Genomic DNA, 18,972 nt, shown 5'->3' with positions numbered 1-18,972 from the left:
AACCGATAGGGAACAACCAATGATAAATCGGGACCAACAACAGGCAGACCAAAAGCGATCACGCCTCTCAGAGGTGAGCGAGGTCTACGACAGCACCCTGAAATTGCTGCACGAATTGATCGCAGAGGCAGAGGTCGGCAACACCGACGCGCCGAAAAAGGCCACCGCACAGCTTGCTGTTTTGCAGGAAATGTTCGTGCGGGTCCGCAAAGCCGAAGAGGCATTCCACGACAAATACAAAGAGGGTCCAGAGAATGGAGAAATCGACTTTGACGCCGTGCGGGTGTCACTCGGGTGCAGACTTGATCGCATCAGGAACGCCCACAGAGCAGACGCTGTTTCTGAATAAACTCACACAGGCAGAGCTTCGCGCTCTGCCCTTTTTGTTCGACTTCTGGGCCTTGGACCATCAGGTGCCGCCTTCGGGCGATTGGCGCACTTGGGTGATCCTTGGCGGGCGAGGGGCTGGCAAAACGCGGGCGGGGGCCGAATGGGTGAGGTCCCAAGTCGAAGGCTCGCGCCCGATGGACAAAGGCCGCGCCGCCCGTGTCGCCATCGTGGGTGAAACCTACGATCAGGCCCGCGAGGTGATGATCTTTGGCGACAGCGGGATCATGGCCTGTTCGCCCCCCGACCGTCGTCCCACATGGATCGCAGGTCGCAAGATGCTGCAATGGCCGAACGGTGCCATCGCGCAAGTCTTTTCCGCCTTTGATCCAGAGAGCCTGCGCGGCCCGCAATTCGACGCCGTTTGGGCGGATGAGGTCGCGAAGTGGAAGAAGGGGCAGGAAACATGGGACATGATCCAATTCGGCCTGCGTCTGGGCGATGATCCTCGGGCTTGTGTGACGACCACGCCGCGCAATGCGTCCGTGCTGCGGGGGATACTCGACCGCGATAGCACTGTGGTCACTCACGCGCCGACCTCTGCCAACCGCGCGAACCTCGCCGTGGGGTTTCTGGACGAGGTACAGCGACGTTATGCGGGCACCCGCCTTGGTCGGCAGGAACTGGACGGCGTGCTCTTGGCCGATGCTGAAGGGGCGCTCTGGACCTCGCAGATGCTCGAAACCTCGCGGGTGGATCGTATTCCACTGTGCGACCGCGTTGTCGTGGCCGTCGATCCTCCCGTTACGGGGCATAAGGGGTCAGACGACTGTGGGATCATCGTGGCGGGCGTTGTAACCGAAGGTCCGCCGCAAAACTGGCGTGCCTATGTGATCGAGGACGCGACCGTCTCTGCAGCGTCACCCTCGCAATGGGCGCAGGCGGCGGTCGATGCGCTCCACCGTCATGGGGCCGACCGTATGGTGGCCGAGGTGAACCAAGGCGGCGCTTTGGTCGAAGAGGTCGTGCGCCAGATCGACCCGCTCGTGCCATATCGCCCCGTCCGTGCGTCAAAGGGCAAGGTCGCCCGTGCCGAACCCGTTGCCGCCCTCTACGAACAGGGGCGGGTGCATCATGGGCGTGCCTTGGGGGCGCTCGAGGATCAGATGTGCCTGATGACCGCCAATGGGTTTCAGGGGCAGGGCTCTCCTGACCGAGTCGACGCCCTCGTCTGGGCACTCTTTGATCTGATGATTGCCCCCGCCGCAACATGGCAAGCCCCCCGTGTGCGTCACCTTTGACGCCCTGTTGCGCCCCCCTGCGCACGCTGCGTTGGGGGGATGTGAACACCTTTCCTGCATATTGGCTCCAACGACGCAATTGGGGCTGAAACGAAGGAGCGATGGATGTTTGACTTTCTAAAGCGTGGCACGGCGCAGGACGCCCCTGTTGAGGCCAAAGCCTCGGCCACGGGCAAGGTGCTGGCGATGGGCGCTGGCCGCGCTGTCTGGTCCGCCCGCGATACGGTGACGCTGACCAAATCGGGCTTTACCCGCAATCCTGTGGGGTTCCGTGCGGTGCGCATGATCGCAGAGGCCGCTGCCGCACTGCCCTTGATCCTTCAAGACCGCGATCGCCGCTATGATGTGCATCCTGTCGCTGACCTCCTTGCTCGCCCGAACGCAGCCCAAGGCCGCGCTGAACTACTTGAGGCGGTTTACGGCTACCTCCTCCTGTCGGGCGACGCGTATATAGAGGCCGTGGGCGATGGCAGCCTCCCCGTGGAACTGCACGCCTTGCGCCCCGAACGCATGTCCATCGTCCAAGGCGCGGACGGCTGGCCCGTCGGCTACGACTACACCGTCGCGGGCAAGAAACACCGTTTCACCGTGGGCGAGGGTGCAAGCCCGATCTGCCACATCAAATCCTTCCACCCGAAAAACGATCACTACGGGTTTTCCCCGCTCGAGGCCGCGGCCTCTGCCATCGACGTGCATAACGCCGCGTCGAACTGGTCTAAGGCGCTCCTTGATAATGCTGCGCGTCCATCTGGCGCGATTGTCTACAAAGGTGCGGACGGTCAGGGCAGCCTCAGCAGCGACCAATACGACCGCCTCTTGCACGAGATGGAAACCATGCACCAAGGCGCGCGCAACGCAGGCCGTCCGATGCTGCTAGAGGGGGGGCTCGATTGGAAACCGATGGGCTTTAGCCCCTCCGATATGGAGTTCCAGAAAACCAAAGAGGCCGCCGCCCGCGAGATCGCGATTGCCTTTGGCGTGCCGCCGATGCTGCTCGGTATCCCTGGTGACGCGACCTACGCCAATTACCAAGAGGCCAACCGCGCGTTCTACCGCCTGACCGTACTACCGCTCGCCACCCGCGTGACCTCGGTCATTGCCGATTGGCTGTCGGACTTTACGGGCGAACGGATCGACCTGCGCCCCGACCTCGAGCAGATCCCCGCTCTGGCCACCGAACGCGAGGCCGCATGGCGGCGTGTGGGCGATGCAACCTTTCTGACGGCGGCGGAAAAACGGGCGCTCTTGGGCCTGCCCGCGATTGAGGTCGGCGATGCAGGATAACATCGTGCCGCTCCCCAATCGCTCCGCCCCCGTGAACGACTTTTGGTTCGCCCAACTCGAAGCCCGCCTGAGCCGAATTGAGGCCATCGTGGCCAAAGTTGAAGGCCTCTTGTGGCTGGTCATCGCGTCCTTCGCGCTGATCTCTGGGCTGGAACTCATCCGCATTGTGACAGGATAGAATGATGGAATTAGAACATAAATTCAGCCGTTTATCGGGTGATATTGAGCTAAAAGATGGTCATATCATCGAAGGCTATGCATCCCTCTTTGATGCCGTCGATCAGGGCAACGATGTGGTTGCCCGTGGCGCCTATGCCGCGTCTCTGGCGAAACGGTCGGGCGTGAAAATGCTCTGGCAACATGACCCCGCGCAGCCCATCGGCATCTGGGACGAGATCCGCGAGGACGACCGTGGCCTCTGGGTCAAAGGCCGCATCCTCACCGACGTTGAAAAGGGCCGCGAGGCGGCCGCACTGATCGCAGCGGGGGCCATTGACGGGCTGTCCATCGGCTATCGCACGGTGAAATCCACGAAAACCAACCACGGCCAGCGCCTCTTGACCGAGGTGGAGCTGTGGGAAGTGTCGCTCGTCACCTTTCCGATGCTGCCCGAAGCGCGTGTTGCAGGCAAATCCGACGATGCGCTGACCACTGATCTGCGCGATCTGGCCGATGCGTTTCGGCAGGCTCGCACCGCGCTGATCCCCGACTAACCGACCCATCCGAGAGGACCGAAAATGACCAAACCCGAGGCCACCCCTCGGGCCGGAGAAGACATGTCTCCGGTCCAAGACCTGAAATCGGCGATCACCGATTTCGTAAGTGAATTCAAACAGTTTTCTAACGGCGTTCACGCCAAACTTCAGCAGCAGGAAGACCGCATGACCAAATATGACCGTAAATCCCTGATGGCGTCGCGCCCCGCGCTTTCGGGCGCTGAGATGATCGAGGCCCCGCACCAAAAGGCCTTTGCCGCCTACCTCCGTTCGGGCGAGGACGAGGGCCTTCGTGACTTGCCGCTCGAAGGCAAGGCGATGTCGACCGCTGTTGCGGCAGACGGCGGCTACCTCGTTGATCCACAGACCTCTGACACGATCAAATCGGCGCTCACCGCGACCGCATCGATCCGCGCAATTGCCAGCATTGTCACCGTTGAATCGACCTCTTATGACGTGTTGATCGACCATACAGAGATGGGCTCTGGCTGGGCGAATGAGGCCGCGAACCTGTCCGAGACGGCCACTCCGCAGATCGACCGCATCACCATTCCCGTCAACGAACTCTCGGCCATGCCGAAGATTTCGCAACGTCTGCTCGACGACAGCGCCTTTGACATCGAAGGCTGGCTTGCGGGCCGTATCGCCGACAAATTCGCCCGTTCTGAGGCATCGGCGTTCGTGAACGGTGACGGCGTGGACAAGCCCAAAGGCTTCCTCGACTACCCGACCGTGGACGAAATGATCTGGACCTGGGGCAACATCGGCTATGTGGTCACGGGCACCGCTGGTGCGATTGATGACGGCGATCCGATCATCGAACTGGTCTATGCGCTGGGGGCTGAATACCGCGCCAACGCGACCTTTGTGATGAACTCCAAAACCGCAGGCACCGTGCGCAAACTCAAAGACGCCGATGGTCGTTTCCTCTGGTCCGATGGCCTGAGCCAAGGTGAACCAGCGCGTCTCATGGGCTATCCTGTGCTCATCGCTGAGGACATGCCAGATGTGGCTGCGGACGCTATGGCGATTGCCTTTGGTGACTTTGCCAACGGTTACACCATTGCCGAACGCCCTGACGTGCGCGTGCTGCGCGATCCGTTCTCTGCGAAACCGCATGTCCTCTTCTACGCGACCAAACGTGTTGGCGGCGCGGTGAGCGACTTTAACGCGATCAAACTGCTGAAATTCGGCACCGCCTGAGCGGGCTGATCCACGGGCGGCGGAGGCCGCCCCACGGTCCGCGCGGGGCACCTGACCCCGCTAGCATGTCCCCGCCCGAGAAGGGCCAGTGACCGCGCGGACCTCAACCGACCGGAATTTCGGAGAGATGTGATGATGTTAGTCGAACAGACCACGGCGCCCCTCGCGGCGCTTCCGGTCGCTGAATTCAAAGACCATTTGCGACTGGGGTCGGGCTTTGCCGACGATGGTTTGCAAGACGGCGTGCTGGTCGCGGCGCTCCGTGCTGCCCTTGCCGCGATTGAGGCCCGCACAGGGAAAATCCTGATCCAGCGCGACTTTAGCTGGACGGTTTATCGCTGGCGGTCGACCTCTGACGCGGTGCTCCCTGTGGGGCCTGTCTCTGCCGTCACATCGCTGACCTTGATCGACCGTCTGGGAGCTGAAACGCCGGTGTCGCAATCGTCGTGGGTGCTGGTCGCTGACCTCCATCGGCCGCGCCTTGTGGCGCTGGGGCTGGCCTTGCCGATGATCGCAACGGGCGGCTCTGCACGGATGAACTTCGTCGCGGGTTACGGCCCGAATTGGTCCGACATCCCCGACGACCTAGCCCAAGCCGTTCTCATGCTCGCAGCCCATTTCTACGACTTCCGCCACGGCGAAACCGCTGGCCGCGACCTGATGCCGCCGATGGTGGCCTCGCTCGTGGAACGCTATCGCACTCTGCGGTTGGGAGGCATGGAATGACACTGCCTATCCTTTCGCGCAAACTCACGCTTGAAACGCCCATCCGTGTGGCGGACGGGGCAGGTGGCTACAGTATTGATTGGCAACCCATGGGCACGATCTGGGCCGAGGTAAAGGCCCGCACAGGTGCCGAAGGGTCAGGCGTCGCGGTCCCTCTGTCGAAATCGCGGTTCACCATGACCGTGCGTGCCGCCCCCATCGGATCGCCATCGCGCCCGCGCCCTGAACAGCGGTTCCGTGATGATACACGCCTCTTTGCGATTGATGCGGTGGTGGAACGCGACGCGGATGCGCGGTTCCTGACCTGCTATGTGACAGAGGAGGTCGCCGTATGACCTACGCCCTCTCTGCCGCGCTGCAATCGGCGGTCTACGCACGGCTCACAGAACAGATCACCGACACGCCCGTCTATGACGCGCTGCCCACAGGCACGCTGCCTGCGCTCTACATCACGCTCGGTCCCGAGGTGGTCAAGGATCGCTCTGATCAAACGGGCCACGGTGCGGATCATGATTTCAGCGTCACGATTGCCACGGAAACCGCAGGCTTTGCCGCCGCGAAACTGGCCGCTGCGCAGGTGTCTGATGCACTCCTTGATACGACACTGACGCTCACCCGTGGCCGCATCGTTGCGCTGAATTTCCTGCGAGCGAACGCGTCCCGCGTGGATGGCAGCAGCATCCGCCAAATTACCCTGATCTTCCGCGCCCGCGTCGAAGACCTCTGACCCCTCACGACAGGAGAAATCCCATGGCAGCCCAAAACGGAAAAGACCTATTGATCAAGATGGACATGACTGGCGACGGTCAGTTCCAAACCACCGCTGGCCTGCGGGCCACGCGCATCAGTTTCAACGCGGAAACCGTGGATGTGACGAACCTCGACAGCCAAGGCGGCTGGCGCGAACTCCTTGCTGGCGCTGGTGTCCGTTCGGCGAGCCTCTCTGGCTCTGGCGTGTTCAAAGATGACGCGACCGACGAACGCGCCCGCCAGATCTTTTTTGATGGTCAGATGCCCGATTTTCAGGTGATCATCCCCGATTTTGGCACCATCGAAGGCCCGTTCCAGATCACCGCCATCGAATACGCAGGTACTCATAACGGGGAGGCGACCTATGAGCTTTCGCTCGCCTCTGCGGGTGCGCTGACCTTTACGGCGGCTGTCTGATGGCGAACCCCCACGCAGGCGAAGTGACCCTGACCCTCAACGGCACCGCATACCCGTGCAAACTGACGCTCGGCGCGCTCGCCGAACTTGAGGCAGAGTTGCAGACCGGAACCCTGATCGACCTGATCGACCGCTTTGACACGGGCGCGTTTTCTTCGCGCGATGTGTTGGCCTTGTGCGTAGCGGGCCTGCGTGGGGGCGGGTGGAACGGCACAAGCGCCGACCTCCTCACCGCCGATATCGCGGGCGGACCCGTGGGGGCGGCACAGGCTGCGGCCCTCATGCTCGCCCGTGCGTTTACGCCGGTGGCCTGAATGGACTGGGCGGGTCTGATGCGGTTGGGCCTGCGCGGTTTGCGCCTGTCCCCGCGCGAATTTTGGGCGCTGACACCAGCAGAGCTCCTCCTCATCGCGGGGCTGGATGCTGCATCGCCCGCCATGGGCCGCGCCCGTTTGGCCGAACTGGCCTCCCTTTATCCTGACGAAAGGACCACGATATGAGCGATTTCGACCGCTTGGATGATCTGGACACGCAGCTTTCATCGCTGGAAACCAGCATGGGTGAGGCGTCCACGATGACCGCCGCCTTTGATGCGCAACTGCGCGACATCCGCCAAACCTTGGGCGATACGACCCGCGATCTGGGCAATCTGGATGCGGGGTTTTCGCGTGGGCTGCGCAAGGCCTTTGACGGCGTGGTCTTTGACGGGATGAAACTTTCGGACGCGCTCTCTACTCTGGGCAAGGCGATGTCGAACACCGTCTACAACGCCGCGATGAAGCCCGTGACCGATCATTTCGGCGGGATGCTCGCGGGTGGTCTGAACGCGCTTGTGTCCTCGGTCATGCCCTACGCGCAGGGCGGTGCCTTTACTCAAGGCCGCGTCATGCCCTTTGCCAAAGGTGGCGTCGTGACCAGCCCAACCACATTCCCCATGCGCGGTGCCACGGGCCTTATGGGTGAGGCGGGGCCAGAGGCGATCATGCCGCTAACCCGTTCCGCCGATGGTCGTCTGGGCGTTCAGGCGCAGGGCAGCGGCACGGTCCACGTCACGATGAACATCACCACCCCCGACGTGCAGGGGTTCCAACGCAGCCAGAGCCAGATCGCCGCGCAAATGTCGCGGGTGATGAGCCGTGGCCAACGCAATCGCTAAGGAGGCCACAATGGGGTTCCATGATATCCGCTTTCCCGTCTCGCTGTCGTTCGGCTCTGTCGGTGGGCCAGAACGGCGCACTGAAATCGTCACGCTCGCCAATGGTCACGAGGAACGCAACGCGCCTTGGGCCCATTCGCGCAGGCGCTATGACGCGGGGCTGGGCCTGCGGTCGATGGATGACATCGACGCGCTGATTGCGTTTTTTGAGGGCCGCAAAGGGCAGCTCTATGGCTTTCGTTGGAAGGACTGGGCCGACTACAAATCCTGCGCGCCCTCGCGTGCGCCCTCTGGCATCGACCAACTGCTTGGCATCGGGGATGAGGTCACATCGACTTTTGCCCTGCGCAAACTCTATACCTCTGGCGCGGGCAGCTATGAGCGTCCGATCACGAAACCCGTCCTTGGCACGGTGCTGGTGACGCTGGGCAATATCCCCCAGCAAGAAAGCATCGATTACACCGTCGATTACACGAACGGAGAGATCACTTTTGCCCATCCGCCAGACATCGGCGTGGACATCCGTGCGGGCTTTGAATTCGACGTGCCTGTGCGGTTTGACACGGATGCGATCCGCATCTCGGCTGCGAATTTCAACGCGGGCGAGGTGCCTGATATTCCCGTAGTGGAGGTGCGCCAATGACGCTCCTCACGCACCTTGCCACAGGCACCACAACCACCTGCCGCGCATGGGCCGTGACGCGGGGCGATGGCGTGACCTTGGGCTTTACCGACCACGACCGCGACCTGTCCTTTGACGGGATCACCTTTCGCGCCGATACGGGGCTGTCTGCACAGGCCATCGAACAGTCCACGGGTCTGTCTGTCGATAACACAGAGGCGATCGGCACCCTGACCGACACCGCCATCACAGAGGCCGACATCATCGCGGGTCGCTATGACGGGGCCGAGGTGCGGTTCTGGATCGTCAATTGGGCGGACACCTCAGAGCGGCTCTTGCGGTTTCGCGGCAGCATAGGGGAAATGCGCCGCAACGGGCCAGAGTTCCGCGCCGAACTGCGCGGGCTGGCCGAGGCCCTCAACCAACCCCAAGGCCGCGTGTTCCAACGCGCCTGTGCTGCCACCTTGGGCGATGCAGTCTGTGGTGTTGACCTCAACACGCCCGCCTTTCGTCATGAAACCCCAGCCTATGCCGTCAAACGCAACCGCGTCTTTTGGACCGACCCGCTGCCACAGGCAGAGCGGTGGTTCGAAAAGGGGCGTCTGACGGTCATGTCGGGGGCTGCCACGGGCCTTTCTGGTCTGATCAAGGCGAACCGTATCGACGGTCCCCGGCACCTGATCGAACTATGGCAGCCCCTTGGGGCAGAGATCTCGGCGGGCGATTTAATCCGCCTTGAGGCGGGCTGCGACAAACGCATGGCCACCTGTCAGGCAAAGTTCGACAACCTTCTGAATTTCCGCGGCTTTCCTGACATTCCAGGCGAAGACTGGCTGGTGTCCACCCCACGCCGTGCAGGCAGCAACGATGGGGGAAGCCTGCGATGACCCCGATTCTCACCACCGCCCGCGATTGGATCGGCACCCCTTACAGGCATCAGGCCTCGTGCAAGGGGGCGGGCTGCGATTGTCTGGGGCTGATCCTTGGCCTTTGGCGTGACCATATCGGCCCTCTCCCTGAACCCGTGCCTGCCTACAGCGCCGATTGGTCCGAACCCCAAGGGCGCGAGGATCTCTTTGACGCCGCGCTGCGCCACTTCACCCCGAAACCTGTAAGTGACGCCGCGCTCGGTGATCTGATCCTGTTTCGGATGCGCGACGGATCGGTTGCCAAACACCTCGGCCTGCAATCGCAGATCGGGGCGCGTCCTGCATTTATCCATTCCTACACGGGCCACGGCGTGATCGAGAGCCGCCTGACCCCACCATGGGCCCGTCGCATTGCGGCGCGGTTTTCCTTTCCTGAAAGGGGGCTTTGATGGCGACGATTGTTCTTTCTGCGGCAGGTATGGCGCTGGGTGGGTCCATCGGTGGCACCACGCTTGGCCTGTCGAACGCGGTGATCGGGCGCGCCATCGGCGCGACCTTGGGCCGTGTCATCGACCAGCGCGTGATAGGCGGATCGGATGCGGTGGAAACAGGCCGCATCGACCGTTTCCGTCTAACCGGCGCGTCCGAGGGCTCTGCCATCCCGCAAATCCACGGGCAAATGCGTGTGGGTGGTCAGGTCATCTGGGCCACGCGGTTCCTTGAGAGCACGACCACCACTGGCGGCAGCGGCAAGGGTTCCCGTCAGCCGAGCGTGACGAACTATGCCTATACCGTCAGCCTCGCCATCGCGGTCTGTGAGGGGCCGATCACCCGCATTGGGCGCATCTGGGCCGACGGGGTAGAGATCGCCGCCGATGACCTGACCCTGCGGGTCTATAAGGGCGGCGAAGACCAGCTCCCCGATCCAAAAATCGAAGCGGTCGAGGGCACAGGCAACGCGCCCGCCTATCGCGGCACCGCCTATGTGGTGATCGAAGACCTGCCCCTTGGCCTATTCGGCAACCGCATCCCGCAGTTCTCGTTCGAGGTGGTGAAAACCAGCGCCGACGACATCGCGCAAAAGGTCCGTGGCGTGGCCCTCATCCCTGGAACGGGGGAATACGCGCTGGCCACAACGCCGGTGACGGTGAACGACGGGCTGGGGTCCTATCGGTCGCTCAACGTCCATACGGCGGCGGGCAAGGCGGATATTGAGGTGTCTCTGGATGCCCTGACGGATGAGGCGCCGAACCTCGCGACCGCCTCGCTGATCGTGTCGTGGTTCGGCGATGATCTGCGCTGCGGGTCCTGTCGTATCGGTCCACGGGCAGAGACGCTAGGCCCCGATCCAATCGACATGCCGTGGCAGGTGAGCGGGGCCGACCGCGCCACCGCTGGCCTTGTCCCTTATGCCGATGACCGCCCCGTTTACGGCGGCACGCCCACCGACCAATCCGTGGTGCAGGCGATCCAATCCCTGACCACACGCGGCATCAGCCCCGTGTTCTACCCCTTTGTTCTGATGGAGCAATTGTCGGATAACGCTCTCCCCGATCCGTGGGGTGGCGCGACACAGCCTGCGCTGCCGTGGCGCGGTCGGATCACGCTGTCGCTTGCGCCCAACCAACCCGGAACGCCCGACCAAACCGCCCTCGCAGAGGCCGAGGTCACGGCGTTTTTCGGCACCGCGCAAGCCAGCGATTTCGCGATCAACGGCACATCGGTCACCTACACTGGTCCAGCGGAATGGAGCTACCGCCGCTTCATCCTCCACTACGCGCACCTCTGTGCGGCGGCAGGCGGTGTCGGCGTGTTCTGCATCGGCTCTGAACTACGAGGCCTCACCGAAATTCGCGGGACAAACGGGTTCCCAGCGGTCGACCAATTGCGCCAACTTGGGGCGGAGGTCAAAGCAATCCTACCGAGCGCCAAAATCACCTATGCCGCCGACTGGTCCGAATATCACGGGATGCAGCCTGCGGGCACGGCGGATAAGGTGTTTCACCTCGACGCGCTCTGGGCCGATCCGAATATCGATTTCATCGGGATTGATAACTACCTGCCGCTCTCTGATTGGCGCGATGGGTTGGATCACCTTGACGCGCATTGGGGCGATATTCGCAACCTTGATTACCTGCGTTCCAACGTTGAGGGCGGTGAACTCTACGATTGGTATTACCACTCGCCCGAGGCCCGCGCCGCGCAAATCCGCACGCCGATCACCGATGGTGAGGGCGAGCCTTGGATTTGGCGACCCAAGGACATTCGCAATTGGTGGTCCAACCCCCATTACAACCGCATTGGCGGCGCTAAAGACGCGACTCCGACCGACTGGGTGCCCATGTCGAAACCCATCGTCTTTACCGAATACGGCTGTGCGGCGATTGATAAGGGGACGAACCAGCCGAACAAATTCCTCGACCAGAAATCGTCGGAGTCGGGCCTGCCGTATTATTCGACAGGGGGGCGCGATGATGCCCTGCAAGCGGCCTATATCACCGCGATCCACGACCACTACGCGGACCCAAGCACGAACCCTGTGTCGCCCGTTTACGGTGGCGCGATGGTGGATATGTCGCTGGCCTGCCTTTGGGCTTGGGATGCGCGGCCTTATCCTGCGTTTCCCAACAATCGCGACCTCTGGTCGGATGGGGTGAATTACGCCCGTGGCCATTGGATGAACGGTCGTTTGTCGGCCCGTAGCCTTGCCCAAGCGGTGGCTGACATCTGCCAGCGTGCAGGGGTGGCAGAGGTCGATGTGAGCCGCCTCTATGGTGTGCTGCGTGGATATATGATCGACCAGACCGACACGGCGCGGGCCGCCTTGCAGCCGTTGATGTTGGCCTATGGGTTTGATGTGACCGAACGGGATGGGAAGCTGACCTTTGTCACCCGCACGCCAACGCATGGGGTGACGCTTTCCCCTGATGATCTGGTGATCGGCGATCGGTTCTCTGCCATCGAACATATCCGTGCACCCGAGGCCGAAGTTGCGGGTAGAATCCGTCTGTCCTACGTGGGTGCCGACGGCAGCTATGACACCCGTCTGGCCGAGGCGAGCCTTGCGAGTGGGGCGCAGTCTGTTGCGCGGTCCGAGGCGGGCGTTGTCCTGACCTCAGCTGAGGCGAGCCAGATCACAGACCGTTGGTTGACCGAACAGCGTATGGCCCGGGACACGGTGACATTTGCCCTGCCGCCCTCGCGGATTGATGTCGCTGCAGGGGATGTCGTGACCTTGAGCGGTGACAGCTATCGTATTGATCGGATGACACAATCCTTGGGCCAAGAGGTGGAGGCGACGCGGATTGATACCGAGGCCTATATCCCGTCCTTGGTCGATGATCTGGCAGAGACGGTTGCACCGATCACGGCGCCTTTGCCAGTGACGGGCGTGTTCCTTGACCTGCCATTGCTCACGGGAACAGAGATCGCCCATGCCCCGCATTTTGCGGCGACGGCGGTCCATTGGCCGGGTGCGGTCGCGCTCTATCATTCGGAAACCGACAGCGATTATCGGCTCGCCGTCACTGCAGAGCGGCCTGCCACGATTGGCACCACGTTGACCCCGCTTGACCCCGCGATGGCGGGACGGTGGGACCATGGGGCGGCGCTTCGGGTGCAATTGGTGCGGGGGGAGCTTTCCTCGACCGATCGCTTGGGCGTTCTGTCGGGCCGAAATGCGATTGCCATTGGGGATGGCAGCGCGGACGGCTGGGAGGTGTTCCAGTTCCAAGAGGCCGTGCTCGTTGCGCCGAACACCTATGACCTGCGGTTGCGGCTGAGGGGGCAGCAGGGAACGGAGGCGCTATTCCGTCCTGCGGGATCAATGGTGGTGCTCTTGGACGGGGCGCTCGTTCAGCCCGATTACCCGAGCAGCCTGCGCGGTGTCACACGCAGCTACCGCTTTGGTCCTGCGACCCGTGGCTATGATGATCCGACCTATCAGACCGTCACGAGCGGGTTCGCGGGCACGGGGCTGCGGCCTTATCCCGTGTGTCATCTGACCTCGACGGGGGAGGTGACGACTTGGGTGCGGCGAACGCGGGTGGATGGCGATAGCTGGGACGCGGCAGAGGTGCCCTTGGGCGAGGATCGCGAAGCCTATGTGGTGCGGATCTTTGGCTCTGGCGACCTGAAACGCGAGGTGATCGTAGCTGTGCCAGAGTTCACCTATTCGTCCGCTGATAAGGCCGCGGATGGCGTGACAGGCGGCTACACCCTGCAGGTCGCGCAACTGTCGGACCGTTATGGCGCGGGGCCGTATCGGTCGCTTTGGGTGGCGTGATGCGAGCGGTGTTGCTGGCTGATCTGGAACAGGGTGCGCGGGCATTGCTTGCGCGCCCTGACCGCGATTGGCCAGACCTCGCGGCTATGATGATCGATCAGGCGCGGTTTGCCGATAAATACCGAAAACGGACGGGGCGGGCGCATCCTGACTGGGGTAATGGGACGCTCCATGACCGCGCCATCCGATTGCCTCGCGCACCTATCCGCTACCCAACCCCAGAAGGGTTTCACAACGCGCTAAGTGTTTTACTGCAAACCTATATCGCCTCGCGCCATCAAAATCGGTGATATGGTCGATCACGGGTTTATTCTTGGACGAAATGTCCTAAGTAGGATAATCTGACGCGAGAAAACGCAGGAGCCTGACCATGGCAAACCCGAAAACAAAACTGGCTGAAATCGATCCCGTCTGGGACCGTATCTGTTCGGAAGCAGAGGAGGCGATCAAAAGCGAACCTCTGATGGGGAGCCTGCTGCACCAATGTATCCTGCACCATCATCGGTTTCAGGACGCGCTGGCCTACCGCGTGTCGATGAAGCTTGCTTCGGCTGAGATGTCGGAGCAATTGCTGCGCGAGATCGCGGATGACGCCTATGAGGCCGCACCCGATCTGACCGCTGCGGCGCGTGCGGACCTAGTCGCGACCTATGAGCGTGACCCAGCTTGCCACCGATTCCTGCATCCTCTCCTTTATTTTAAGGGGTATCAGGCGGTTCAGGCCTATCGTTTGGGCCATTACCTCTGGCAGCAGGGGCGCAAGGATATGGCGTATTTCCTACAGATGCGCATCTCAGAGACGTTCGGCGTTGATATTCACCCTGCGGCCCGTATCGGTCGTGGGATCATGATTGACCACGCCCATTCCATCGTGATCGGTGAAACGGCTGTTGTTGGTGATAACGTATCGCTCTTGCACACTGTGACGCTGGGCGGCACGGGCAAAGAGGACGAGGATCGTCACCCGAAAATCGGTGATGGTGTGTTGATCGGCGCTGGGGCGTCGGTGCTCGGCAATATTAAGATCGGGGATCGTAGCCGTATCGCTGCGGGCTCTGTCGTGTTGAGCGATGTGCCTTGCTGCAAGACCGTGGCGGGTGTCCCCGCCAAGATCGTCGGAGAAGCTGGATGTGACCAGCCCTCCGTCTCTATGGATCAACTGCTGAAAAAATGCATGGGAGAGGGTTAACCCTCTCCTTCACCCACCAGCTGGTCGTAGGCCTCTAGCGCCTTCATCCCATACATATATGCAGGTCCGCCGCCCATCAGGATGCAGGTGGCGATCGTTTCTTCTAGCTCTGCGCGGGTTGCCCCTGCGCGGACGGCGCCCTGTAGGTGGAACCCGATGCAATCGGCGCAATGGGTCACGATGCCCACGACAATCGCTTGTAATTCCTTGTGTTTTACCGACAACGCGCCGTCATGCAGCACCGCGCGGTGCATATCGGTAAAGGCCTTGCCCACGTCGGGTTGGGCCTTGCGGAAGTCTTTGGTCAGTTTGGTGGTGTTGGCTAGGTAGTCTTTCCAGTCCATGTCGCGCCTCTTTTGATTGGTCACCCGATGCATAGCAGTCTGGCGGGGGCAAACCTTGCGATAGATCAAAGAGTTGGAATGTTTTTTGACGGCCCTTGCGGGGGCGCAAAAAACGGGGTTCAGTTCGGGCAAAAGACGGAGACACCAGATGATCATTCGCGATGCCACCGATGCCGATGCGGGCTTTCTCACGCAGATTTATAACCACGAGGTTCTGAATGGCACCGCGCTCTGGACGGATATCCTCGTGGATGAGGCGAACCGTCTGGCGTTTCTTGCAGAGCGGCGCGCGGCGGGGTTTCCTGTGTTTATCGGAGAGGTCGATGGCGTGGCGGCGGGATATTCGACCTACGGCACGTTTCGCGGCAAGGATGGCTATGATCTGACCGTCGAACATTCGGTCTATCTTCTGCCAGAGTATCAAGGGCAGGGGCTGGGGCCGAAACTGATGCAGGCGATCATTGATCGGGCGCGGGAACAGGGGCTCCATGCGATGATCGCGAGTGTTGAGGCGGGGAACACAGGGTCCGTCCGACTTCATGAACGCATGGGATTTGTAGAGGTCGCGCGGATGCCGCAGGTCGGTAAGAAATTCGGGCGATGGCTGGATATGTTGTTCTTGCAACTGACCTTGGATGATCGGGAGAAACCTTAGTCATTTGTTTCAAGACCTTTTCCGAACGCGTTAGTCGCAAAAAAATTGTAAGAAAAATATTGACTACTTTAGGTTGAGTTGTGACCCTTTGTGCGTTGGAAATTGCATAAGTAGGGGGTTTCACATGAGTGAAGTCATTATTTACGACCGTTCTGTCCTCATCACAGATAAGAAAGATATCGAAAAATTCTTAGCAGACCCAAAGGCCTTCTTGCAGGAAGTTGGCGCTTTGGACGGTATTCCCGAGTTCAATGGGGTTGCTTGGTTAGACGGTAAAGCGATTAGCAGTTCCGATTTAAAGAGCTTTGAGGAAGATGATTATGTTGGGATCAAATGTTCCCACTTAGGTATTCCTTATCGCGACTACTGCAATTGGCAGTCCTGCCGTATCAAATAAAAAACGCCCCCGAAATCGGGGGCGTTTTCGTATCAATAGAGTGCTGATTAGGCCAGCATTGCAATCGGGTTTTCGAGGTTCGCTTTGATCGCCTCGAGGAGTTGTGCGCCCAGTGCGCCGTCGATCACGCGGTGGTCAACGGAGAGGGTGACGGACATGACTGTCGCCACTTTGATCTGGTCGTCAGCGCCAACCACAGGTTTCTTCACGCCCGCGCCAACGGCGAGGATGCCAGAGTGCGGTGGGTTGATGATGGCGTCGAAGTTGTCGATGCCGAACATGCCGAGGTTGGAGATCGCGAAGGACCCGCCCTGATATTCATGCGGCGCGAGTTTGCGGTCGCGGGCACGTTTGGCGAGGTCTTTCATCTCTGCCGACAGAGTCGAGAGCGATTTGCTGTCCGAGTTTTTGAGAACTGGGGTGAACAAGCCGCCTTCGATGGCTACAGCCACAGCCACGTCGGAGTTTTTGAACTTCAGCACGCGGTCGCCAGCCCAAACAGCGTTGGCTTCTGGGATCTGTTGCAGGGCCAATGCGCAGGCTTTGATGATGAAATCGTTGACCGAGAGCTTGACGCCACGGTCGCCGAGTTTCGCATTGAGCTGGGCGCGGAAGGCAAGCAGGTCGTCCAGTTCGATGTCGCGGCGCAGGTAGAAGTGCGGAACCGACTGCTTTGCCTCGGTGAGGCGAGCAGCGATGGTTTTGCGCATACCGTCGAGTTTAACTTCCTCGAAATCGGTGCCTTCGTACATTTTGAGCACGGCATCGGTGGACGGACCTTGGGCCATGGCAGCAGCAGGAGCCGCAGCCTTGGGAGCCTCGGTCGCAGCGGCAGCAGGAGCGGCAGCTTTGGGTGCAGCGGTTGCACCTTCAACGTCCGATTTCACGATGCGACCACGCGGGCCAGAGCCAGCGATGGCAGACAGGTCGAGACCTTTTTGACCTGCGATGCGACGCGCGAGCGGCGATGCAAAGACGCGGTTGCCGTCTTTGACAGGTGCTGCTGGGGCAGGAGCCGCAGCAGCCGGAGCAGCCGCCGCAACAGGGGCCGCAGCCTCAGGAGCCGCAGCAGGTGCAGATGCGCCCGCTGCTGGAACCTCTTCGCCCTCTTCGACGAGGATCGCGATCAGGCTGTTGACCTTAACGCCTTCGGTGCCCTCAGCGATGACGATCTTGCCAACGATGCCTTCGTCCACGGCTTCGAATTCCATGGTGGCTTTGTCGGTTTCGATCTCAGCGATGATGTCGCCCGATTTTACTTCGTCGCCCTCTTTGACCAGCCATTTGGCCAGCGTGCCTTCCTCCATCGTGGGGGACAGGGCGGGCATGAGAATTTCTGTAGCCATTTCTCTGTCTCCTTAGCGGTAGGTGACTTGCTTCACGGCGTCGATGACTTCAGCCGTGGTGACAAGAGCGTGCTTTTCGAGGTTTGCCGCGTAGGGCATCGGAACGTCCTTGCCGGTGCAGTTCAGGACAGGCGCGTCGAGGTAGTCGAACGCGTGGGTCATGACATATGCTGACAGGTGGTTGCCGATAGAGCCAACGGGCCAGCCTTCCTCAACCGTGATCATGCGGTTGGTCTTCATCACCGATGCAAGCACGGTGTCGTAGTCCAACGGACGCAGGGTGCGCAGATCGATGACTTCAGCGTCGATGCCTTCTTCGGCCAGCTTTTCAGCGGCTTCGAGGGCGTAGGTCATGCCGATGCCGAAGGACACGATGGTCACGTCGTTACCAGAGCGGCAGACTTTGGCCTTGCCGAACGGGATGGTGAAATCGTCGAGCACCGGAACCTCGAACGATTTACCGTAGAGGATTTCGTTTTCGAGGAAGATCACAGGGTTCGGATCGCGGATCGCCTGTTTCATCAGACCTTTGTAGTCAGCAGCCGAGTAGGGCATGACGACCTTGAGGCCAGGGATTTGCGCATACCATGCAGCGTAGTCCTGAGAGTGCTGAGCGCCCACACGAGCCGCTGCACCATTCGGGCCACGGAAGACCATCGGCGCACCCATCTGACCGCCAGACATATAGAGGGTCTTCGCAGCCGAGTTGATGATGTGGTCGATGGCCTGCATCGCAAAGTTGAAGGTCATAAACTCAACGATCGGTTTCAGACCGCCGAATGCAGCACCCGTTGCGATACCTGCAAAGCCGTGTTCGGTGATCGGGGTGTCGATGACGCGCTTAGAGCCGAATTCGTCCAGCATACCTTGGGAGATTTTATACGCCCCTTGGTATTCGCCAACTTCTTCACCCATGAGGAATACGTCGGGGTCACGGCGCATTTCTTCGGCCATCGCGTCACGCAGAGCTTCGCGGACGGTCTGGGTTTTCATCGGGGTGCCTTCGGGCCAGTCGGGGGACTGGTCGACCTTGGGTGCCGCAGGAGCGGCCGCCGCAGGGGCAGGGGCCGCTGCAGCAGGGGCAGCAGCCTCAGCCGCAGGAGCCGATTGACCAGCGTCCGCAGGAACCTCTTCACCCTCTTCAACGAGAACAGCGATAGCAGTGTTCACTTTGACGTTTTCGGTGCCTTCAGCGATCAGGATTTTGCCCATGATGCCTTCGTCGACAGCCTCGAACTCCATCGTCGCTTTGTCGGTTTCGATCTCTGCGATGATGTCACCCGCAGAAATGGTGTCGCCCTCTTTTTTCAGCCATTTGGCCAGAGTGCCTTCTTCCATTGTCGGAGAGAGGGCGGGCATGAGAATTTCGGTTGCCATGTGTGATG

The 18,972-nt window shown here is 61.0% G+C and carries 24 protein-coding genes; 21 read left to right on the top strand and 3 right to left on the bottom strand.

Translation table 11 applies throughout. The features are described 5' to 3' along the window. The first annotated feature begins 19 nt into the window (after positions 1 to 19). The 19 genes from AC1QQ2_RS00310 to cysE all read left to right on the top strand — a co-directional run bounded on the left by AC1QQ2_RS00310 (position 20) and on the right by cysE (position 14,845). A complete protein-coding gene (locus AC1QQ2_RS00310) occupies positions 20 to 349 on the top strand; it encodes a hypothetical protein (RefSeq protein WP_479711640.1) in 330 nt (109 codons plus the stop codon). After that, positions 255 to 1,628 carry a DNA-packaging protein gene (locus AC1QQ2_RS00305; RefSeq protein ID WP_479711639.1) on the top strand — a complete coding sequence of 458 codons (1,374 nt, stop codon included), beginning with the start codon at positions 255 to 257 and terminating at the stop codon, positions 1,626 to 1,628. Before AC1QQ2_RS00310 ends, AC1QQ2_RS00305 begins: the two co-directional genes overlap by 95 nt. Before the next feature lie 105 nt (positions 1,629 to 1,733). Then, on the top strand, positions 1,734 to 2,912 hold the full coding sequence (locus AC1QQ2_RS00300) for a phage portal protein (RefSeq protein WP_479711638.1): 1,179 nt from the start codon (positions 1,734 to 1,736) through the stop codon (positions 2,910 to 2,912). Then, the gene (locus AC1QQ2_RS00295; protein WP_249945568.1) at positions 2,902 to 3,090 is read left to right on the top strand and encodes a hypothetical protein; all 189 of its coding nucleotides are present in this window, start codon (positions 2,902 to 2,904) and stop codon (positions 3,088 to 3,090) included. Before AC1QQ2_RS00300 ends, AC1QQ2_RS00295 begins: the two co-directional genes overlap by 11 nt. A gap of 4 nt (positions 3,091 to 3,094) precedes the next feature. After that, a complete protein-coding gene (locus tag AC1QQ2_RS00290) occupies positions 3,095 to 3,625 on the top strand; it encodes an HK97 family phage prohead protease (RefSeq protein WP_479711637.1) in 531 nt (176 codons plus the stop codon). Between the two features lie 24 nt (positions 3,626 to 3,649). Continuing rightward, positions 3,650 to 4,831, top strand: a complete 1,182-nt coding sequence (locus AC1QQ2_RS00285) for a phage major capsid protein (protein ID WP_105234855.1) — start codon at positions 3,650 to 3,652, stop codon at positions 4,829 to 4,831. Between the two features lie 132 nt (positions 4,832 to 4,963). Then, entirely contained in the window at positions 4,964 to 5,557 is a 594-nt protein-coding gene (locus AC1QQ2_RS00280; RefSeq protein ID WP_249945570.1) for a head-tail connector protein, read from the top strand. Next, the gene (locus AC1QQ2_RS00275; RefSeq protein WP_479711636.1) at positions 5,554 to 5,892 is read left to right on the top strand and encodes a head-tail adaptor protein; all 339 of its coding nucleotides are present in this window, start codon (positions 5,554 to 5,556) and stop codon (positions 5,890 to 5,892) included. The genes AC1QQ2_RS00280 and AC1QQ2_RS00275 overlap by 4 nt, the downstream gene beginning before the upstream one ends. Beyond that, positions 5,889 to 6,284 (top strand): tail completion protein gp17, encoded by a 396-nt coding sequence (gene gp17, locus AC1QQ2_RS00270; protein ID WP_479711635.1) that lies wholly within the window; start codon positions 5,889 to 5,891, stop codon positions 6,282 to 6,284. The genes AC1QQ2_RS00275 and gp17 overlap by 4 nt, the downstream gene beginning before the upstream one ends. 23 nt (positions 6,285 to 6,307) lie before the next feature. After that, on the top strand, positions 6,308 to 6,724 hold the full coding sequence (locus tag AC1QQ2_RS00265) for a phage major tail protein, TP901-1 family (RefSeq protein WP_105234859.1): 417 nt from the start codon (positions 6,308 to 6,310) through the stop codon (positions 6,722 to 6,724). Beyond that, the gene (locus AC1QQ2_RS00260; protein ID WP_479711634.1) at positions 6,724 to 7,038 is read left to right on the top strand and encodes a gene transfer agent family protein; all 315 of its coding nucleotides are present in this window, start codon (positions 6,724 to 6,726) and stop codon (positions 7,036 to 7,038) included. The genes AC1QQ2_RS00265 and AC1QQ2_RS00260 overlap by 1 nt, the downstream gene beginning before the upstream one ends. Beyond that, positions 7,039 to 7,224 (top strand): rcc01693 family protein, encoded by a 186-nt coding sequence (locus AC1QQ2_RS00255; protein WP_479711633.1) that lies wholly within the window; start codon positions 7,039 to 7,041, stop codon positions 7,222 to 7,224. It abuts the gene before it with no gap. Next, positions 7,221 to 7,880, top strand: coding sequence for a phage tail tape measure protein (locus tag AC1QQ2_RS00250; RefSeq protein ID WP_479711632.1), 660 nt, complete (start codon positions 7,221 to 7,223; stop codon positions 7,878 to 7,880). Before AC1QQ2_RS00255 ends, AC1QQ2_RS00250 begins: the two co-directional genes overlap by 4 nt. Before the next feature lie 10 nt (positions 7,881 to 7,890). Further along, positions 7,891 to 8,523 (top strand): DUF2460 domain-containing protein, encoded by a 633-nt coding sequence (locus tag AC1QQ2_RS00245; RefSeq protein WP_249945574.1) that lies wholly within the window; start codon positions 7,891 to 7,893, stop codon positions 8,521 to 8,523. Further along, positions 8,520 to 9,389, top strand: coding sequence for a DUF2163 domain-containing protein (locus AC1QQ2_RS00240; protein ID WP_479711631.1), 870 nt, complete (start codon positions 8,520 to 8,522; stop codon positions 9,387 to 9,389). Before AC1QQ2_RS00245 ends, AC1QQ2_RS00240 begins: the two co-directional genes overlap by 4 nt. Then, positions 9,386 to 9,820, top strand: a complete 435-nt coding sequence (locus tag AC1QQ2_RS00235; RefSeq protein WP_479711630.1) for an NlpC/P60 family protein — start codon at positions 9,386 to 9,388, stop codon at positions 9,818 to 9,820. The genes AC1QQ2_RS00240 and AC1QQ2_RS00235 overlap by 4 nt, the downstream gene beginning before the upstream one ends. Then, positions 9,820 to 13,656: a baseplate multidomain protein megatron gene (locus AC1QQ2_RS00230; RefSeq protein WP_479711629.1), complete on the top strand. Its 3,837-nt coding sequence runs from the start codon at positions 9,820 to 9,822 to the stop codon at positions 13,654 to 13,656. Before AC1QQ2_RS00235 ends, AC1QQ2_RS00230 begins: the two co-directional genes overlap by 1 nt. Beyond that, positions 13,656 to 13,946: a DUF7742 family protein gene (locus AC1QQ2_RS00225; protein WP_479711628.1), complete on the top strand. Its 291-nt coding sequence runs from the start codon at positions 13,656 to 13,658 to the stop codon at positions 13,944 to 13,946. Before AC1QQ2_RS00230 ends, AC1QQ2_RS00225 begins: the two co-directional genes overlap by 1 nt. An 80-nt stretch (positions 13,947 to 14,026) precedes the next feature. Beyond that, positions 14,027 to 14,845 carry a serine O-acetyltransferase gene (gene cysE / locus AC1QQ2_RS00220; protein ID WP_479711627.1) on the top strand — a complete coding sequence of 273 codons (819 nt, stop codon included), beginning with the start codon at positions 14,027 to 14,029 and terminating at the stop codon, positions 14,843 to 14,845. Here the strand turns inward: cysE and AC1QQ2_RS00215 are convergent. After that, complete coding sequence (locus AC1QQ2_RS00215) at positions 14,842 to 15,189, bottom strand: carboxymuconolactone decarboxylase family protein (protein ID WP_105234869.1); 348 nt, start codon at positions 15,187 to 15,189, stop codon at positions 14,842 to 14,844. The genes cysE and AC1QQ2_RS00215 overlap by 4 nt on opposite strands. 148 nt (positions 15,190 to 15,337) lie before the next feature. On the opposite strand from AC1QQ2_RS00215, the gene AC1QQ2_RS00210 reads away from it, so the two are divergent. Continuing rightward, a complete protein-coding gene (locus AC1QQ2_RS00210) occupies positions 15,338 to 15,844 on the top strand; it encodes an N-acetyltransferase family protein (RefSeq protein ID WP_479711626.1) in 507 nt (168 codons plus the stop codon). Between the two features lie 124 nt (positions 15,845 to 15,968). Next, positions 15,969 to 16,241 carry a hypothetical protein gene (locus AC1QQ2_RS00205; protein ID WP_479711625.1) on the top strand — a complete coding sequence of 91 codons (273 nt, stop codon included), beginning with the start codon at positions 15,969 to 15,971 and terminating at the stop codon, positions 16,239 to 16,241. 47 nt (positions 16,242 to 16,288) lie between these two features. On the opposite strand, the gene AC1QQ2_RS00200 is transcribed toward AC1QQ2_RS00205, so the two are convergent. Next, positions 16,289 to 17,587, bottom strand: coding sequence for a pyruvate dehydrogenase complex dihydrolipoamide acetyltransferase (locus tag AC1QQ2_RS00200; protein WP_479711624.1), 1,299 nt, complete (start codon positions 17,585 to 17,587; stop codon positions 16,289 to 16,291). 12 nt (positions 17,588 to 17,599) lie between these two features. Next, on the bottom strand, positions 17,600 to 18,964 hold the full coding sequence (locus AC1QQ2_RS00195) for a pyruvate dehydrogenase complex E1 component subunit beta (RefSeq protein ID WP_479711623.1): 1,365 nt from the start codon (positions 18,962 to 18,964) through the stop codon (positions 17,600 to 17,602). Positions 18,965 to 18,972 lie beyond the last annotated feature (8 nt).

It is taken from the genome of Aestuarium sp. (genome assembly GCF_023253315.1).
Classification (GTDB): Bacteria; Pseudomonadota; Alphaproteobacteria; order Rhodobacterales; family Rhodobacteraceae; genus Marivivens; species Marivivens donghaensis.
The sequence above is the reverse complement of the archived record's forward strand: the minus strand, read 5'-3'. Positions and strand labels throughout refer to the sequence as shown.

Excerpts from the sequence above, each read along its gene's own strand:
- AC1QQ2_RS00310 (WP_479711640.1), top strand. The coding sequence starts at position 20 with ATGATAAATCGGGACCAACAACAGGCAGACCAAAAGCGATCACGCCTC.
- AC1QQ2_RS00305 (WP_479711639.1), top strand. The coding sequence starts at position 255 with ATGGAGAAATCGACTTTGACGCCGTGCGGGTGTCACTCGGGTGCAGAC.
- AC1QQ2_RS00300 (WP_479711638.1), top strand. The coding sequence starts at position 1,734 with ATGTTTGACTTTCTAAAGCGTGGCACGGCGCAGGACGCCCCTGTTGAG.
- AC1QQ2_RS00295 (WP_249945568.1), top strand. The coding sequence starts at position 2,902 with ATGCAGGATAACATCGTGCCGCTCCCCAATCGCTCCGCCCCCGTGAAC.
- AC1QQ2_RS00290 (WP_479711637.1), top strand. The coding sequence starts at position 3,095 with ATGGAATTAGAACATAAATTCAGCCGTTTATCGGGTGATATTGAGCTA.
- AC1QQ2_RS00285 (WP_105234855.1), top strand. The coding sequence starts at position 3,650 with ATGACCAAACCCGAGGCCACCCCTCGGGCCGGAGAAGACATGTCTCCG.
- AC1QQ2_RS00280 (WP_249945570.1), top strand. The coding sequence starts at position 4,964 with ATGATGTTAGTCGAACAGACCACGGCGCCCCTCGCGGCGCTTCCGGTC.
- AC1QQ2_RS00275 (WP_479711636.1), top strand. The coding sequence starts at position 5,554 with ATGACACTGCCTATCCTTTCGCGCAAACTCACGCTTGAAACGCCCATC.
- gp17 (WP_479711635.1), top strand. The coding sequence starts at position 5,889 with ATGACCTACGCCCTCTCTGCCGCGCTGCAATCGGCGGTCTACGCACGG.
- AC1QQ2_RS00265 (WP_105234859.1), top strand. The coding sequence starts at position 6,308 with ATGGCAGCCCAAAACGGAAAAGACCTATTGATCAAGATGGACATGACT.
- AC1QQ2_RS00260 (WP_479711634.1), top strand. The coding sequence starts at position 6,724 with ATGGCGAACCCCCACGCAGGCGAAGTGACCCTGACCCTCAACGGCACC.
- AC1QQ2_RS00255 (WP_479711633.1), top strand. The coding sequence starts at position 7,039 with ATGGACTGGGCGGGTCTGATGCGGTTGGGCCTGCGCGGTTTGCGCCTG.
- AC1QQ2_RS00250 (WP_479711632.1), top strand. The coding sequence starts at position 7,221 with ATGAGCGATTTCGACCGCTTGGATGATCTGGACACGCAGCTTTCATCG.
- AC1QQ2_RS00245 (WP_249945574.1), top strand. The coding sequence starts at position 7,891 with ATGGGGTTCCATGATATCCGCTTTCCCGTCTCGCTGTCGTTCGGCTCT.
- AC1QQ2_RS00240 (WP_479711631.1), top strand. The coding sequence starts at position 8,520 with ATGACGCTCCTCACGCACCTTGCCACAGGCACCACAACCACCTGCCGC.
- AC1QQ2_RS00235 (WP_479711630.1), top strand. The coding sequence starts at position 9,386 with ATGACCCCGATTCTCACCACCGCCCGCGATTGGATCGGCACCCCTTAC.
- AC1QQ2_RS00230 (WP_479711629.1), top strand. The coding sequence starts at position 9,820 with ATGGCGACGATTGTTCTTTCTGCGGCAGGTATGGCGCTGGGTGGGTCC.
- AC1QQ2_RS00225 (WP_479711628.1), top strand. The coding sequence starts at position 13,656 with ATGCGAGCGGTGTTGCTGGCTGATCTGGAACAGGGTGCGCGGGCATTG.
- cysE (WP_479711627.1), top strand. The coding sequence starts at position 14,027 with ATGGCAAACCCGAAAACAAAACTGGCTGAAATCGATCCCGTCTGGGAC.
- AC1QQ2_RS00215 (WP_105234869.1), bottom strand. The coding sequence starts at position 15,189 with ATGGACTGGAAAGACTACCTAGCCAACACCACCAAACTGACCAAAGAC.
- AC1QQ2_RS00210 (WP_479711626.1), top strand. The coding sequence starts at position 15,338 with ATGATCATTCGCGATGCCACCGATGCCGATGCGGGCTTTCTCACGCAG.
- AC1QQ2_RS00205 (WP_479711625.1), top strand. The coding sequence starts at position 15,969 with ATGAGTGAAGTCATTATTTACGACCGTTCTGTCCTCATCACAGATAAG.
- AC1QQ2_RS00200 (WP_479711624.1), bottom strand. The coding sequence starts at position 17,587 with ATGGCTACAGAAATTCTCATGCCCGCCCTGTCCCCCACGATGGAGGAA.
- AC1QQ2_RS00195 (WP_479711623.1), bottom strand. The coding sequence starts at position 18,964 with ATGGCAACCGAAATTCTCATGCCCGCCCTCTCTCCGACAATGGAAGAA.